The 14,738-nt window shown below is 68.1% G+C and carries 16 protein-coding genes; 11 read left to right on the plus strand and 5 right to left on the minus strand.

From position 1 onward, the window contains the following. The first annotated feature begins 61 nt into the window (after positions 1-61). The 4 genes from ACWEQQ_RS13965 (at position 62) to ACWEQQ_RS13980 (ending at position 4,067) form a co-directional block, all read left to right on the plus strand. On the plus strand, positions 62-433 hold the full coding sequence (locus ACWEQQ_RS13965) for an SLOG family protein (protein ID WP_452340743.1): 372 nt from the start codon (positions 62-64) through the stop codon (positions 431-433). A 753-nt stretch (positions 434-1,186) separates the two neighbouring features. Continuing rightward, positions 1,187-2,290, plus strand: coding sequence for a hypothetical protein (locus ACWEQQ_RS13970; RefSeq protein WP_452348482.1), 1,104 nt, complete (start codon positions 1,187-1,189; stop codon positions 2,288-2,290). Positions 2,291-2,515: 225 nt separating this feature from the next. Beyond that, positions 2,516-3,160: a hypothetical protein gene (locus ACWEQQ_RS13975; protein WP_452348483.1), complete on the plus strand. Its 645-nt coding sequence runs from the start codon at positions 2,516-2,518 to the stop codon at positions 3,158-3,160. Positions 3,161-3,260: 100 nt separating this feature from the next. Beyond that, the gene (locus ACWEQQ_RS13980) at positions 3,261-4,067 is read left to right on the plus strand and encodes an SAM-dependent methyltransferase (RefSeq protein WP_452348484.1); all 807 of its coding nucleotides are present in this window, start codon (positions 3,261-3,263) and stop codon (positions 4,065-4,067) included. Positions 4,068-4,128: 61 nt separating this feature from the next. Here the strand turns inward: ACWEQQ_RS13980 and ACWEQQ_RS13985 are convergent, their stop codons facing one another. Together ACWEQQ_RS13985 and ACWEQQ_RS13990 are read right to left on the minus strand one after the other, a co-directional pair. After that, positions 4,129-4,737 carry a GNAT family N-acetyltransferase gene (locus ACWEQQ_RS13985; protein ID WP_452348485.1) on the minus strand — a complete coding sequence of 203 codons (609 nt, stop codon included), beginning with the start codon at positions 4,735-4,737 and terminating at the stop codon, positions 4,129-4,131. Between the two features lie 4 nt (positions 4,738-4,741). Further along, positions 4,742-5,698, minus strand: coding sequence for an MBL fold metallo-hydrolase (locus ACWEQQ_RS13990; protein WP_452348486.1), 957 nt, complete (start codon positions 5,696-5,698; stop codon positions 4,742-4,744). Positions 5,699-5,745: 47 nt separating this feature from the next. Here ACWEQQ_RS13990 and ACWEQQ_RS13995 point away from each other — a divergent pair, with 47 nt between their 5' ends. Next, complete coding sequence (locus ACWEQQ_RS13995) at positions 5,746-6,168, plus strand: MerR family transcriptional regulator (RefSeq protein WP_452344776.1); 423 nt, start codon at positions 5,746-5,748, stop codon at positions 6,166-6,168. 105 nt (positions 6,169-6,273) lie between these two features. Continuing rightward, entirely contained in the window at positions 6,274-6,888 is a 615-nt protein-coding gene (locus tag ACWEQQ_RS14000; protein WP_452348487.1) for a DUF4232 domain-containing protein, read from the plus strand. A 10-nt stretch (positions 6,889-6,898) separates the two neighbouring features. On the opposite strand, the gene ACWEQQ_RS14005 is transcribed toward ACWEQQ_RS14000, so the two are convergent. Next, on the minus strand, positions 6,899-8,227 hold the full coding sequence (locus tag ACWEQQ_RS14005; RefSeq protein WP_452348488.1) for a cytochrome P450: 1,329 nt from the start codon (positions 8,225-8,227) through the stop codon (positions 6,899-6,901). A 137-nt stretch (positions 8,228-8,364) separates the two neighbouring features. Here ACWEQQ_RS14005 and ACWEQQ_RS14010 point away from each other — a divergent pair, with 137 nt between their 5' ends. Beyond that, positions 8,365-9,513 carry an epoxide hydrolase family protein gene (locus tag ACWEQQ_RS14010; RefSeq protein WP_452348489.1) on the plus strand — a complete coding sequence of 383 codons (1,149 nt, stop codon included), beginning with the start codon at positions 8,365-8,367 and terminating at the stop codon, positions 9,511-9,513. A gap of 56 nt (positions 9,514-9,569) precedes the next feature. Continuing rightward, a complete protein-coding gene (locus tag ACWEQQ_RS14015) occupies positions 9,570-10,223 on the plus strand; it encodes a maltokinase N-terminal cap-like domain-containing protein (protein ID WP_452348490.1) in 654 nt (217 codons plus the stop codon). Between the two features lie 52 nt (positions 10,224-10,275). Here the strand turns inward: ACWEQQ_RS14015 and ACWEQQ_RS14020 are convergent, their stop codons facing one another. Next, positions 10,276-11,553 (minus strand): GH25 family lysozyme, encoded by a 1,278-nt coding sequence (locus tag ACWEQQ_RS14020; RefSeq protein ID WP_452348491.1) that lies wholly within the window; start codon positions 11,551-11,553, stop codon positions 10,276-10,278. A gap of 212 nt (positions 11,554-11,765) precedes the next feature. Here ACWEQQ_RS14020 and ACWEQQ_RS14025 point away from each other — a divergent pair, with 212 nt between their 5' ends. Continuing rightward, on the plus strand, positions 11,766-12,935 hold the full coding sequence (locus ACWEQQ_RS14025) for a helix-turn-helix transcriptional regulator (protein ID WP_452348492.1): 1,170 nt from the start codon (positions 11,766-11,768) through the stop codon (positions 12,933-12,935). 20 nt (positions 12,936-12,955) lie between these two features. Next, positions 12,956-13,522, plus strand: coding sequence for a DUF308 domain-containing protein (locus ACWEQQ_RS14030; protein WP_452348493.1), 567 nt, complete (start codon positions 12,956-12,958; stop codon positions 13,520-13,522). Positions 13,523-13,579: 57 nt separating this feature from the next. Here ACWEQQ_RS14030 and ACWEQQ_RS14035 read toward each other — a convergent pair whose 3' ends face one another. Beyond that, a complete protein-coding gene (locus ACWEQQ_RS14035) occupies positions 13,580-13,801 on the minus strand; it encodes a hypothetical protein (protein WP_452348494.1) in 222 nt (73 codons plus the stop codon). Between the two features lie 33 nt (positions 13,802-13,834). On the opposite strand from ACWEQQ_RS14035, the gene ACWEQQ_RS14040 reads away from it, so the two are divergent. Beyond that, positions 13,835-14,707 (plus strand): NAD(P)-dependent oxidoreductase, encoded by an 873-nt coding sequence (locus tag ACWEQQ_RS14040; RefSeq protein WP_452348495.1) that lies wholly within the window; start codon positions 13,835-13,837, stop codon positions 14,705-14,707. The last annotated feature ends 31 nt before the right edge of the window (positions 14,708-14,738 follow it).

Genomic DNA, 14,738 nt, shown 5'->3' on the forward strand with positions numbered 1-14,738 from the left:
GACCTGCTGACAGAGTGTGCGGCGAAGTGCAACCAGCCAATTCGAGGGAGATCTGTGCAGCGTGGGAAAACGGGTTCTGGTGACCGGCTCGCGGTCGTGGAGGGACCGGCGCATCATTCGGGATGCGTTGGCAGAGGTGTGGGATCTGGATGCCGTTCTGGTGTCGGGGGCTTGTCCGACCGGTGCTGATGCGCTGTGCGAGGCGTGCTGGACTCATTGGGGTGGGCAGGTCGAACGGATTCCGGCGGATTGGAAGCAGTTCGGTCGCCGCGCGGGCTTCCAGCGGAATGCAGAGATGGTGAAGTTGGGCGCCGATGTATGCCTGGCCTTCATTCACGATGGTTCAGCCGGTGCAAGTCATACCGCCGATTTGGCGCAACGAGCCGGCATCCCGACGCGCATCTTCCGGTCCGGGATCATGCCCGAGCGCTGACGGGGTCGGCGGGTCGCGAGCGTCTGACCTGCGGTCCGCCACGACCCCAGACCCTCGATGCCGCTGCAGATCAACATCAGGTCGCGATACTGGGTATCGAAGCGAACCCCGAGCCAGCTTCGGCCGCAACCAGTTCGGCTTCCGACGTCGGCGCGCCCGACGTCGTCCCGATTGCCACCGCCCGAGCGACAAGATCAGGGATCGTCACAATTCGGACGTTGCCAGCACAAACCGCCACCCAGCCTGGGCGGTACCCACCAGCAACCATCCAATCGGATCTGTGTTCGGCCGCGCGCTCGTTCGCCGGCACTGAGCCGTCAACTCCGTGGCCTTGGCCTTCTCACGCGCGTGGATCGGCTGTGCGGGATCGTCTTCCGGGCGAGGTCTCGAACCTTCCGCCGCGTCCGGCGGCAGGCCGGCTTCGACCTCGACGATGTGACGCTGCCACGCCAAACTCGCCACGCTTTCGCCAGATGGGTTGAGAATCCGCCACTTTAGGTGAGACCCGACAGAAGTGGTACCAGCGTACATGCGTGCCCAGTTTTTGAGAGGTTTCGTTGCACTTCCGTAGCGTGTGGGCCAACCAAACGTAAACGAAACGGAATCAAGCGTTTTCAGGGGGAGTGGCGATTCTGACCCCCGATAACATTCACTTATCGGAGGCCAGGACGGCTCGGTTTGGTTTGGGGTACTTCGGTTTTCGTTTCGTGTTGTTCCGTTGGGTTTGACGAAACCAACGCTACGATTCCCGTTGTGTCGAGCATCTGCAACTACCCCGGCTGCACCAAACCGATTACGCGTGGCGGAGGGCCGGGGCGTCCGTCGGAATACTGTGATCACCCGGAGCACACCCGCTGGCGGGCCTGGCGAGAGCGGCAACGGCAGCAACAGGCCGAGGGCGAGACGCCCCCGGCGAATGTCACTGTGACGCAACGGGGGCCGGTGACCGTGGCTCGGCTGCGGGCCGATGAGCTGCTCGGACAGTTCCGCGCGATCGCCGAACAGCTTGGGACGACGCTCAATAGCGCCGTGGCGGAGTTGTCCACGCTGGCCGATCCGGCCGTCGCGGAAGCGCAGGTCCAGGCCGTGCAGGCGGATGCGGCACGGCGGATCGCGGAGGCGGAGATGGCCACCGTCGCGGCCGAGCAGGCGCGGCGGGAGGCCGAAGAGGCCCGGGCGGCAGCCGAATCGGCGGCCGAGGACGCGGCGCTGGCCGCGGAGGAAGCCGAGAGCCGGATCGCGGAGGCACTCGCCGCGCGGGACGACGCGCTGAAGGAAGTCGAGCGGGTCACGAAGCGGGCGGCCGACGATGTGTTCGCCGCGCGGGCGGAGGCCGAGGCCGAGATCCGCACCATCCGGCGAGAATCCGCCGAGGACACCGAGCGGGCGCGCCAGCAGGCCGGCGAGGACATCGAGCTGGCCCGCTCGAAGGCGGCGGCCGAGATCGAGCAGGTGCGCCGGGACGCCACCCAGCGGATCACCGCGGCGGGCGCGGAACGCGATCTCGCCGTGCAACGTGCCGCCGATGCCGAGCGCACCATTGAACGGGCCGAAGCCGCTGTGGCCGAACGCAATCAGGTGGTCGCCGACACCCGGGACGAACTGAAGGGGGCCCGCGGCGAGCTCGATCGGTCGCGGACGGAACTCACCGAGGTGCGCCGGCAGGCCGCCGCCGACCTGGCCGCGGTGCGGACGGAATCGGCGGCCGCCGTCGACAAGACACGGCAGGAGGCCGCCGAACGGCTCGCCGCCCTGGACGATGCCCGCGCCCAGACCCTGGCCCGTGCCGAACGCGCCGAAAAGCAGCTGGATGCCCTGCTCGCGCAACGTGATCCGGCCTCGGCGGCGAAGCCATGAGAGTAGAGTCGGCACTCAATCGATAAATCGCAGGTACCTGATCGATAAGTGGCCCACAGAAATAGGGGCACCGAGCACGATGGCGTCCGGTTGCCGGAGCCCTTAGGGTCGAGCGGGGGGTGTTAATGCCCCTGGATTCAAGGTTGCCGTTTCGGTTCCGGATCGGCGAAAGATGCTCGTGCAGCGGATGAGTCGGGGTTGGGGCTGCACCCTCAGGAGGAATCGATGTCCGCTCTGGCGGAATGGCGTGGTCGGTCGCGCCCGCAAACGGCCACGCGTATCGCGGTGCTGATGATGACACCGGTGGTCGCGCTGGTGGCGGGTTGCTCGAGTGACTCGGGAAAATCGACCGCGATCGCGACGACGGTCAAGCCGTCGGCCAGTGTGACGAGCACGGTGGCGGTCTCGACTACTTCCGGTGCGCCCGTGGCGGGTCCGGGTGCGGGCCAGCCGGTCGGGGGAAGTCCCGTGGCGGGCTCGCCGGGCGGCGTGGCGCCGCAGCAGCAGCCCCCGGGCGAGTCGCCCGATACCCCGCCCGTGTCCGACTCGCCCCCCGGCGGAGCCCCCGCGCCTGACGGTTACGTCAAGTGCACCGACAAGATCAACTATGTCGGTGACCCGCGTAGCAATGCCGAGATCAACCGTCTCGGTGAGATACTCGGCCATTGCCCCGATCCGGTTTCGGCGTCCATAATCCCGACGCCGACCACCACGGTCGCCCCGACCACCACCGCCACCACCACGGATCCGGGAACCGCCGCACCGGTCACGACCACGACCACGACGACCGCGCCCCAAACAACCACTCCCACACCGACAACCACCGCCCCGGTGCCCACGACCGCAGCCGCCGCGGGCGCTACGCAATAGGCACGATCCGTCGTTCGGAGCGGCCGGCGGTGTTGCGTGGATGGCGCAGGATTTCCTGGTGGATAGCGGTATCGTCGATGAGGAAAGAGGGGTGTGACACTTGAACATCAACGCCATGCGAGCGCGGCAGTCCCGGCCGAGCGTGGCACGCGTATACAGCTACGTACTCGGCGGGCGCGACAACTACGGTGTCGACAAGGATGTCGGTGACTACTTCATCGAGGACCTACCCGGATCCGAGCGGTTGGCCATCACGAATCGGGAGGCTGTGCTGCGGGCCGTGAAGGCCATGGCGGCGGCCGGAATTCGCCAGATCATCGATATGGGTTGCGGCCTGCCTGCCCGCGTCAATGTGCACGAGGTGGTGCGGCAGGTGTATCCGGACGCCCGCGTCGTGTATGTGGACGACGACCCGTTCGTGGCTTCTCACGGCCGGGCCCTGCTCGCCGTGGATGACGGAATCGTGGTGCTGGAAGCGGATATTCGTGATCCGGACAGCATTCAGAAGCATGCCGAAGTACAGCGTCTGATCAACTTCGACGAGCCGGTGGGCATCCTGTTCGGGATAACCCTCAGCTTCGTCAATGACGAAGAGGATCCGGCCGGCGTGGTTCGGTACTGGTCGGATCGCTTCCCTTCCGGTAGCCGGGTCTATATCTCACACTTCCGTTCCGGCGCCACCCGCGAGGCCGTGGCGACCGCGAACAAGATCGTGGAAGCGTTCGGTCGCGGTCGTTTCCGCACCGAACCGGAGATCGAGTTCCTCTTCGGTGCACTGACACTGGAGGCGGACGGCCTGCGCCCATGCGCCCAGTGGCGTCCCGATCCATCGGAGCCCGACGCCGGCAACCCTGAGCTGACAGTCTGGGAACAGCTGGTGGTCGGAGGTATGGCCCGCAAACCGTAACCCTGTCACGCAAATGCGGTGTTGCCGGCCGAATCCCGGTCGGCAACACCGCATTTGCGCGTCAGCACGGAGTGCGCCACATCGGCCACAGCGGTGGACCGCCGCGGGTCGCATCGAGGGTGCCGGTGACGTCGAAGCCGAAGCGTACGTAGTACGGGACATTCTGAGGTTTGCTGGATTCGAGATAGGCGGGGATGCCCTCGGCGTCGCACCGCTCGAGGCGGGACCCCATCAGCGCCTGGCCGTATCCCTGACCGCGGACGCCGGGCAGCGAGCCGATGACGGCGAGATACCAGTGCGGTTCGCGAGGATGGGCAGCCGCCATGCGGTCGGCGAGCCTGCCGGCCATGAGCAGGCGGTGTCGGAAGGCGTAGGCGAGGCCCGGCAGCTGGGGCGGCATCGCGGTGTCGGCGACGTGCCAGTGGCCGGGCGGGGCCCAGAGTGCCGCGCCGACTATGGAATTCGCGTCATTGCAGGCCACCTCGACACCGCCCAGGGGAACGAAGTGGTGGCGGGCCTGGGCGGCGAAGAGGGCGGCGGCGCGGCGGGCCCGGGTGGCATCGTCCCGGATCAGCCAGGTGATGAGTGGATCGTCGGAGAACGCGATGCCGAGCACGCGCGCCAATTCGGGAATGTCGGACATTTGCGCCGGGCGCACGGTGATCCCCATGCGTTCACGGTAGCTGTTCGGCGGCCTCCGCATGAGGTGTGACGAGCTGCTGTGCCGCATCGTGATCATGGGTGGGGATCACCGGCAGGAGCCGTTGCGCCAGGTGCAGCCGGTGCAGGGTCTTGAAGGTCAGGTCGCGATTCTCGTCGACGAAAATGCCTGGGAAGCCGGACTTCTGGCGCACCTTCTCGATCTGCAACGCATGCCAGGCGGCATCGCCCGCCAGCAGGATCCACCCGCGCGCGGTGTGCGCGAGCAGGCCCACGCTGCCGGGCGTGTGGCCCGCGAGATCCACCAGGACCACGCTGCCGTCGCCGAACAGGTCACGGCTGCGGGTGAAGGTGAGCACCGGCGGACCGTCGAGGTCGTACTCGACCGTGGGGCGGTCCACCAGTGCATCGCGCACACCGCCGACCGGCGCGACCGGCCCGGTCATGACCCAGTCCTTCTCTGTGCTGTGGAGGTGAACCGGCAGCCCCGGGAAGTCGAGGAGTCCGCAGACGTGGTCCCAATGCGCGTGCGTGGGCAGGGCGAAATCGAGCGCGGGCAGGGTGGGCTCGGACTGCAGGCCGGTGATGGTCGGGATTGTCTCGACGGGCGGGCGCACGACGGGACGAATGGCCGCGGGCAGCTGCGCGATGGCGCGGTGCTCCGCATCGATGCAATAGCTCGGATCGACGATGAAGGTGGCGTCGGGGTGCTGGACGACGAACGAGGTCAGCGAGCTGGCGATGCGTCGCGGTGTGAACACCCCCTCCACGATCGCCGCGGTCGGCGCCGAGCGCGGAAACTGCGGCAGCGGCGTGACCGTGACGGTGCGCTCGGTCGCCGGCAGCCCGGCGTCGGTGATGGACCGCAGGAACCGCTGGTCGATGGGCCGCGGCCGGACCGCGCCGTGAATGGAACTCACTGCCGCGGTGCAGCATTGGACGATGGTGGACTTGCGCACTGGATCGGACATGCTGGAACGCTAATACTTAAGGTCGACATGAAGTAAAGGGGTAAATCGTGGCCACAGCCCAGGACATGAGAATCGGTGACGCCGCCGCGGCGCTCGGTGTGGAGACGCACGTGCTGCGGCACTGGGAGTCGGTCGGCCTGCTCGCGCCGCCGCGCAGCCCGTCGGGTCACCGCAGCTACAACGAGTACATCCTCGACTACGCTCGCATGATCCAGACGCTGCAGCGAACCGGACTGTCACTGGAGCAGATCCGGCAGCTCGGAGTGAGCGGGTATGACGGCCGGCGGGACATCATCGCCGACCGCCGCGCCGAGGTGCGCGAGCGCATCGAACTGCTGGAGGCGACGGACCGGTTCCTCGAGCACCTGCTCGAATGCACCCATCCGATCATCAGCGAGTGCCCCGACTGCTCGGGGTTCGTAGCGCGGGCGCACGCGCGGCGAGCCGCGGAGTTCCCGGACCGCCCCTAGGCTGGGCGGTGGAGTGAGCGCTCACACTCGCGCGGCGTGAACCGATACAAGGTGTGGGGACGCGGGGGCGCCCGCCAATGTTTCCGGACCGGGAGGAGTTGGGAAATGCGCTATCGCACAGGGATTCTCGCCGCGCTGGGGGTCCTCGCACTCGGCCTGACCGCCTGTTCGTCGAGTGCGTCCACCACCTCACCACCGGCGACACCGCCGGGCGTCACGGGCGGGGCCACGGTCGCGGGCGGGAGCACCGCCGCTCCCGCCACTCCGCCGAGTTCCCAGGAAGCGAAGACCGCGGCCCCGGCGCGGCAGGCGGCCTGCGGCGCAGGCCAGGTCGACGTGACCGCCGATGTCATGTCCCCGGCCACCGGGCACCGGGGCGTGAAACTCACTTTCAGCCTCGCCACCGGCGCGGCCCCCTGCACGCTCACCGGCTATCCGGGCGTCGACACCGGCGCGGGCGGCCCACTGCTGCACGCCGATCGGACCCCGCGCGGATACATGGGCGGTCTGCCGCAGGGCAGCGACGAACCGCCCACCGTGACACTGGAATCCGGCCGTCCTGGTACCGCGGTCGTCGAGGGCATCGCCGTCGACGCCTCCGGCAATCACTGTCCGCTGTACACGAATCTGCAGGTCACGCCGCCGGATTCGACCGACACCCGTACTGTCACAGCGACTATCGACAGCTGTGCCCTGCACGTGCACCCGGTCACCGGCTAAGGCCCGGCAGCTACACCCGAACCGTGTTGTCGGTGGTGACCACCACGCGCGCGCCGTGTGCCGGAACGTGGGTGATGTTGCGCATCCGCGACGGTTCGCGGCCCGCCCCGTCGGGCAGTGAAAGCTGGTAGCGGGTCAGGATTTCCCGCAGCACCGCGGTGCCCTCCATGAGCGAGAACCCCGCGCCGATGCAGCGCCGCACCCCGCCGCCGAACGGCAGCCAGGTGTTGGCGGCGACCGAACCGTCCAGGAACCGCTCGGGCCGGAAGGTCAGGGCGTCCGGAAAGGCTTCCGTGCGCCGATGTGCCAGCAGGATCGAGGTCGCGACCACGGTTCCCTTCGGCAGTTCGTATCCACCGAGTGTCATGTCGCGGGTGAGTCGCCGTCCGGTCCCGCCGATGACGGTGTGCAGGCGCATGGCCTCCTTCAGCACCGCCTCGAGGTACTTCTCGTCCCCGTCGTGCGCCGCCCGGCGCGCCAGGTCCTGAACATCCGGGTTGGCGGCCAGCTCGTGGCAGGCCCAGGACAGCGCCGACGCGGTGGTCTCGTGCCCGGCCAGCAGCAGTGTCACCAACTGGTCGCGCAGTTCCTCGTCGGACAGCGGTACGTCGGTGGAGTTCTCGCCGGAGCCGACCGCCAGCAGCCGCGACAGCACATCGGTGCGCGCCTCCAGGTCCGGATTCGCGCGCCGCTCCGCGATCTCGCTGTAGAGCAGCTCGTCGATGGCGTTCTGGTTGTCGCGGAAGCGTTTCCACGGCCCGCGCCGTTCCAGGAACGGATACTTCCAGCCGAAGAAGATGATCGGATCGATATTGACGATCCGGCGCAGCCGCGGCGCCAGCTGGGCGCGGCGGCGTTCGTCGGTCATGCCGAACACCACCTGCATGATGACATCGAGTGTCAGGTCGTTCATCGCGTCGAGCGTGAGCACCGTCGACCCCGACACCCACCGGTCGACATGTGTCGCGGCGATGGTGTCGACCAGCACGCGATATCCGCGCAGCGACGAGCCGACGAACGCCGGCATGAGCAGCCGCCGCGCCCGCGCGTGCTCGTCCTCATCGGTGAGCAACAGCGAATGTTCGCCCATGATGTGCACCAGCAGTCGATTGCCCTCGCCGGCGTGCAGATCCGCGGGGTCGGCAGCGAAGATCTCGCGGATGTGCTCCGGCCGCGAGAACACCACCAGGTTCTCGGCATAGGGCGCGACCAGATGGAGCGTGAAGACGTCGCCGTAACGGCGCGCGGACCGGCGCACCAGGGTCCCGCGCCATTTGCCGTAGAGGGCGGTCTGCACCGCGCGTGGCAGCGGCGGTCCGGGTGGAAAAGCGGTGCCCACGATGCCTGATCCCTTCACCTGGCCGCCTCGCTGCGGCTGAAACGCTTGTCCAACAGCGTAGAACGCGGGCGAACCCGAGGGGAATCCGCTGACGGTATAGGACAGAATCTGACCTAGTTGGTTCCTACCGTGGACGCATGACGCTTTTCGAGCCCTTCCGAATCGACATCCCGGCCACCGACATCGAGGATCTGCGGACCCGCCTGGCCCGCACCCGCTGGCCCGCGGACCTGCCCGGGGTGGGCTGGACCTGCGGCATTCCGACGGCCTACGTGCGGGAGCTCTGCGAGTACTGGGGGAGCGGCTACGACTGGCGCATCCATGAGGCCGAGCGCAATCGCCACCCGCAGTTCCTGACCGAAATCGATGGTCAGCGCCTGCATTTCGTGCACGTCCGCTCGCCGGAGCCGCACGCGCTGCCGCTGGTGCTGGTCCACGGCTGGCCCTTCGAGGACTTCACCGGCATGATCGGCCCGCTCACCGATCCGCGCGCCCACGGCGGCAATCCCGCAGACGCCTTCCACCTGGTCATCCCGACCCTGCCGGGCTTCGGTTTCTCCGGTCCCACCCACCGGCCGGGGGACGCCTCGACCGAGCGCAGCGCGGAACTGATCACGAAACTCATGGCCGCGCTGGGTTATGGAAGATACGGGGCGCACGGTGGTGACGCCGGGTCCTTCATCGCGCCGCAGATGGGCAGGATCGCGCCGCAGCACCTGGCCGGTATCCACCTCAACGACCCGATCACGATCCCGGCCGGGGACATCGACCCGGCCGACCTCAGCGCCCGAGACCGGGAGAAGCTGGCCCGATACCAGGACTGGAACCGGTTGGAGACATCCGGCTATGCGGGCATGCACTCCACGCGCCCGCAGACTCTCGCCCCGGCGATGTCCGATTCGCCGGCCGGGATGCTGGCGTGGGTCCTGGATGTGGTCAACACCTACAAGGATCCGGCGAAGCCGACACCCGATGCGGCGATCGACCGCGACCTGCTCCTCACCGCTCTGTCGATGCTGTGGTTCACCGATACCGCAGGCTCCTCCATGCGGCTCTACAAGGAATCCCGGCAATGGGGTGCCGCACCGGCCGATTCCGGCGTACCCACCGGTGTCGCGGTCTTCCCGGGCAGCAGCAGTATTCGCGGTCTCGCCGAGCACCGGAACACGATCGTGCACTGGTCGGAATTCGATCGCGGCGGCCACTTCGCCTCGATGGAAGCCCCCGATCTGCTGACCGCCGATCTGCGAGACTTCTTCCGAAAGTTGCACGGACCTAACGAATAACGCACCGCCGCAAGAAGTTCCGCCGCTATCCCGTCGATCTCTGGCAGGATGGCGGCATGGCCGAGATCCACAGGACGACCATGGCGCCCACCAAGCTGGAGCTGCTGGCGCGGTGGCTGCCCACCCGGCACTGGTACTCCGGTGCCGAGTCGCCGGTCCTGTCCAAGTCCGGCGGCTTCCGTCTCGACGATCCGGCCGGCGAGGTCGGCATCGAGCTCATGGTCGTCACCGACGCCTCGGGCGCGGAGCCGGTGGCTTATCTGATCCCCATGACCTACCGCGGTGCGCGGGCCGAGGACCTCGACCACGCACTGATCGGCACGTCCGAACACGGCGTGCTGGGCCTGCGCTGGCTCTACGACGCCGCGTACGATCCGGTCTTCATCGAGCAGGCCGCTCTGCTGCTGACCGGCAAGGCCACCGCCCAGGACCAGAGCACGAGCGACACCCCCGACCTGACCGTGCACGTGGTCCCCGGCGACATTCTCTGGCCCGCACCCGGATTCCGTCCGACGGTCATCGACACCGATACCCACACCGATATCGCCTTCGATTCCGACCGCTCGACCAACGCGGGCGCGGAGCTGATCCGCGTCCACCGCCGTCTCACCACCGGACCGGCGCTGGAGCGCGACCGCAGCCACGTCGACGCGCTGTGGTCGGCCGCGGACAGCACCTCGTCACGCGGCGTGTTCCTGAGCGCTCCGTAGACGCGGGCCGGCCGGTGACACACCGTACGTCACCGGCGGACCCGGGCGTGGCTCAGTGATGTTCGAGATCGTCCTTGATCTCGCTGAGGGCGTCGACCGGAGTGAGGTTCTGGCCCTGGGGGTTCTGCCCGAGCTGGGGCCAGCCGTGGCCGTCCTGTCCGAGCAACTGGGTCCAGATGTCCCGCAGCATGCGGCGGTCGTCGTCGGTGAAGCTCATGTCGTCTCCTGTGAGTAGGGCGCGGAATCGGTCGGGGCTGCCACGGAAGGCATCCACGTCCAGGGAGCGACCGGCCACCGAGCCGCTGTCGCTGAATTGGAACACCGCGACCTCGGCGCCGCCGTAGGGCTGCCAGCCGATGTCGTCGTCACCGGGGTAGATGGCCGAGGCGTAGCCGGAGCGGCCGTCGCCGTAATTCGAGGTCATCAGCGGCGGAATTCCGCTGAGGTCGGGTGAGCCTATCGTGCCTTCCCAGTACCAGTGCGGCAGGTACGAGAGTGCGACGTGCACACCACGATTCTCGATAGCGGTGCGCACCGCCTCGAACACGCCGATGTCGCCGGAGTTCAGCTCATGGTCGAGCATGGCCGGGATCCCGAGATCACCGAGGTGATCGACGAACAGCGCAGCCTGGGCGTCGGCGTCGACATCGCCGCGCACGTAGTGATAGCCGACCAGGATCTTGCCGGCCGCCAGGGTGGCGTCGCGGAACGCGGGCCAGGAGTCGTCGGTGTAGTAGTCGCCCTCGCTGACCTTGGCGATGACGAACTCGAACCCCTCGGCGAAGACCTCCGTGAGGTCGAGTCCGCCCTGGTAATTCGAGATGTCGATGCCGAAAATCGTTGTGCTGGAAGTCATATCGGGTCCGTTCTGGTCGGGCGCGGGCGGCTCGGCGGCGTCGGTCAGCATGGTGAGCGGGTCCAGGCGATCCGGGCCCGGTGGCACCCACGAGTACCGGTGCCACTCGAAGTGCAGGTGCGGGGGGACGCCGCCATTGGTGCCGGAATCGGGATTGATGTGGGCGATACGGTGCCCGGCCTCGACCCGGCTGCCCAGCTCGACCTCGCGGACGATGTGCCCGTAGACCGTGGTGCCCCCGCCGTCCGCCGCCGGATGGTCGACGACCAGCCGGCCCGCCGGATCCGGTCCGCCGAAACCCGTTGCGGCACCGGCGTACACGACCGTCCCGCCTTGCGACGCGTACACCGGCTCGCCCCCGCTGCCGCCGTCCTTGCCGAAGTCCACGCCCCAGTGGAAGCCGTCGTCGCGCGGCCCGAATCCCGAGGTGACCACCCGCCCGGCGCCCATGGGCCAATACCTGGTGAAAGCCATGAGTCTTCTCCCCCCTTGCGGTACAGCCGATCCGGTGCCCGTCCGTTTGCTGTGACCCGAGTAAAGCGGGATCGCCCGTCCGATTCCTCACCCGAACAGATGAATTTTCCCTGTGATAACTCGCTGCGCTCGGCCGATAAACTGGTATCACCTCCGACCGGGGCTCGGCGGCCGGGACGTGATCGTTCTTGATGGGGGGCGGGACAATGGACATGGGGGAGACGGGCATCTCGCTCGCTCGCTTTTCCGAGCTGATCGCGGAGATCAACCGTGCAACAGGGCAGCCCGGCGCGTGGACCCGCGCACTGCGAGCCATCACCGACAGCCTCGGCGGCCACCATGGCTGCCTCGTCGCAGCACAGGGCGGGCGGCGGTACATGATCGCGAGCACCACCGCGGGGCTGCGGGATAGCTACAACGAGCGTTACGGGCGCATCGATCCGTTCGCGGCCGTGCTCGAATCCGCGCTCACCGCAACGGTGCTCACCGGTAGCGAGCTGATCCCACCGGATGGCGGGCGCCGGCATCCGTTCTGGACCGGCTGGGCCGCGCGTCACGAGCTCGGGGACGGTGTGTTCGCGCGGCTGGCGACGCCGGGCTCCTGGATCGCCGTCTATCCGCGCGCGGACCGGAACCTGGACCGTGTCCTGGCCGAACGGGTGCTGAGGTTGTTCCTGCCGCACCTGGACCACGCCCTGGGCATCGCCGCGCGACTGACCGATGCCGTCATCGACCGGGATCTCGCGCTCAGCGTGCTCGACCGCCACCGGCACGGCCTGGCCCTGGTATCCGCTTGCGGCCGTGTCGATTACGCCAACCCGGCGGCGCTGGCGATATTGCGGGCCGGCGACGGTCTGCGCCTGGGCGCCCTGGCGCGCCTCGAATCGAACGACCTCGCGGTGTCGAGTCGGTTGCGTCGCCTGCTGGGGGCGGCCGCGCAGACCGGCCCGTCGAATGCCGCGGCCCGCCTGCTCATTCCACGCGACCGCGACCGGCTGCCGCTGACCGTGTCGATCCTGCCGCTCTGCCCGGGTTCGCAGGAGTCACCCCGCCGCGCGGCTCTGATGGTGATCGTCGATCCCGAACGTGAGGAGCCCGGCGGCCGCGAAACTCTGCGCGAGCTCTACGGACTGACCCGGGCCGAATCGCAGGTCGCCTTCGAGGTTCTGCGCGGCAGCGGGCTGGCGTCGGTTGCCGAGGAGCTCTATATCTCGGTCAATACCGCGCGCACCCACCTGCGCCAGGTGTTCGCCAAGACCGGCACATGCCGGCAGGCCGAGCTCGTTCGCCTGCTGTCGTGCGTGCTCTCGGGTGCCGGGCAATTCGCCGACGGGCGACGCGCCGGTGCCGGTGAGAACGCAAACGTCCAGTTACCTGGGTAAATCGGTCATATCATTGATGGATGCCCGCCAATCGGATCGAGGGGCGAACCGATGTATTCGCCGACTGGGCTTGGCAGTCGCTGGTCGTGACCGGCGGCTGCTCGGTGGTGCTGGGGGCGGTGATGGCGGTGTGGCCGGACAAATCGCAGACGGTGGCGGGGATTCTGTACGGGCTCACGCTGGTGGCGTCGTCGGCGGTGCAATTCGTCGTCGCGTTCGGGGCGCGGATCGCCACCGCGTTGAAGGTACTGGAGGTGGTGAGCGCGATCATCGCGCTGGTGCTGGCCGCCTGGGCGTTCACCAGCGGTGAGTGGGTTGCGTTGCTGTCCTTGTGGATTGGGATGGCCTGGGTGGTGCGGGGCATCGTGCAAGCCATTGTGGGCGTGTGGTCGGAGCAGTTCGCGGGGGCGGGCCGGCTGGAGGTGGTCGGGCTGTTGACGCTGGCCGCCGGTGTGATGGTCGGGGTGGTCCGGTTCGAGTCGCTGACATCGCTGTCGATCGTGGTGGGCCTGTTGACCATTGCCCTGGGTGTCTCGGAAATCCTGCTCGGCGTCCGGGTGGAACGCGGGGTCGTCGGAACCGCCTGACAATTGCCGTGGTCGAATACCGGATCGCTCTCGCGTAACTGACCAGTCTGAAATTCGTCAATTGCCCAAAATTTGCCGATAGGTTCGGAATGTTCGTGTGCTCGGGTAATCGATCGCGCGACGGATGCCGGCCGGCTGCGAGGAGCGGGTGGTCCGGCCGAACTTGTCGTAGCCGTACCCCGGCGAATCGCAGCCGGGGGCGTCGCTGGGAGCAGGTCGGCCACTGATTCGATCTCGCATCTGGGCCAATGTGCCGAGCGCAAGCCGGAATCCGTTCATCCGGATACCTCCGGGCTCGGTAGGGTTCGGCGGGTGGCGAGGATTGCGTTTCTGGGTGTCGGGCGTATGGGTGCGGGGATGGCGGGGCGGGTGGTGGCTGCCGGGCACGAGGTGACGGTGTTCAATCGGACGCCGGAGAAGGCGGACGAACTCGTCGGGGCGGGAGCGGCATTCGCGGCGACCCCTCGGGAGGCGGTGCGTGGCGCCGAGGCCGTTTTCGCCATGGTGGCCGACGATGACGCCTCGCGGGCGGCATGGCTGGGCGCGGATGGCGCGCTGGCGGGGGAGTATGCGCCCGGCGCGTTCGCGGTGGAGTTTTCCACCATCTCCCGGCCGTGGGTGCTGGAGCTGGCGAAACATGCCGCAGCACAAGGTCTTCGTTATCTCGACTCACCGGTGACCGGGCTGCCGGATGCGGCGGCGGCAGGGCGGCTGACGCTGTTCGTCGGCGCGGACGCCGCGCATCTCGACGCGGCGCGTCCGCTGCTGGCGCCGCTGTGCACCGACATCGTGCATTTCGGCGCGGTCGGGGCGGGCACGAGCTACAAACTCATCCAGAATCTGCTGGGCTCCATCCAGATCGCCGCCACCGCCGAAGCGCTGCGCACCGCCGAACTCGCCGGACTCGATCTGGCCGTCGTCACCGACACCCTGTCGCGGGGTGGGGCGGCCAGCCCCACCGTCATCCGCATGTGCCAGGAGATGACGGCCGGCGTCCACGACCGCGATATCGCCTTCACGGCCGCGCTCCGACTGAAGGACACCCGGATCGGCGTGGAACTGGCCGATGCGGTCGGCACCCCCGCCGCCCTCGGCCACACCGCCGAGCAGATCTTCCAGCGCCTGGTCGACGCCGGGCACGGCGACCTCTCCGAAACCAAACTCATCGACCTGCTGCGTGACTGAAACCTCGATCCGCCACCGCTGCGGCCGGTCG

The sequence above is a fragment of the Nocardia sp. NPDC004123 genome, assembly GCF_053603795.1.

Excerpts from the sequence above, each read along its gene's own strand:
- ACWEQQ_RS13975 (WP_452348483.1), top strand. The coding sequence starts at position 2,516 with ATGTCCGCTCTGGCGGAATGGCGTGGTCGGTCGCGCCCGCAAACGGCC.
- ACWEQQ_RS13985 (WP_452348485.1), bottom strand. The coding sequence starts at position 4,737 with ATGGGGATCACCGTGCGCCCGGCGCAAATGTCCGACATTCCCGAATTG.
- ACWEQQ_RS13990 (WP_452348486.1), bottom strand. The coding sequence starts at position 5,698 with ATGTCCGATCCAGTGCGCAAGTCCACCATCGTCCAATGCTGCACCGCG.
- ACWEQQ_RS14000 (WP_452348487.1), top strand. The coding sequence starts at position 6,274 with ATGCGCTATCGCACAGGGATTCTCGCCGCGCTGGGGGTCCTCGCACTC.
- ACWEQQ_RS14010 (WP_452348489.1), top strand. The coding sequence starts at position 8,365 with ATGACGCTTTTCGAGCCCTTCCGAATCGACATCCCGGCCACCGACATC.
- ACWEQQ_RS14015 (WP_452348490.1), top strand. The coding sequence starts at position 9,570 with ATGGCCGAGATCCACAGGACGACCATGGCGCCCACCAAGCTGGAGCTG.
- ACWEQQ_RS14020 (WP_452348491.1), bottom strand. The coding sequence starts at position 11,553 with ATGGCTTTCACCAGGTATTGGCCCATGGGCGCCGGGCGGGTGGTCACC.
- ACWEQQ_RS14025 (WP_452348492.1), top strand. The coding sequence starts at position 11,766 with ATGGGGGAGACGGGCATCTCGCTCGCTCGCTTTTCCGAGCTGATCGCG.
- ACWEQQ_RS14030 (WP_452348493.1), top strand. The coding sequence starts at position 12,956 with ATGCCCGCCAATCGGATCGAGGGGCGAACCGATGTATTCGCCGACTGG.
- ACWEQQ_RS14035 (WP_452348494.1), bottom strand. The coding sequence starts at position 13,801 with ATGAACGGATTCCGGCTTGCGCTCGGCACATTGGCCCAGATGCGAGAT.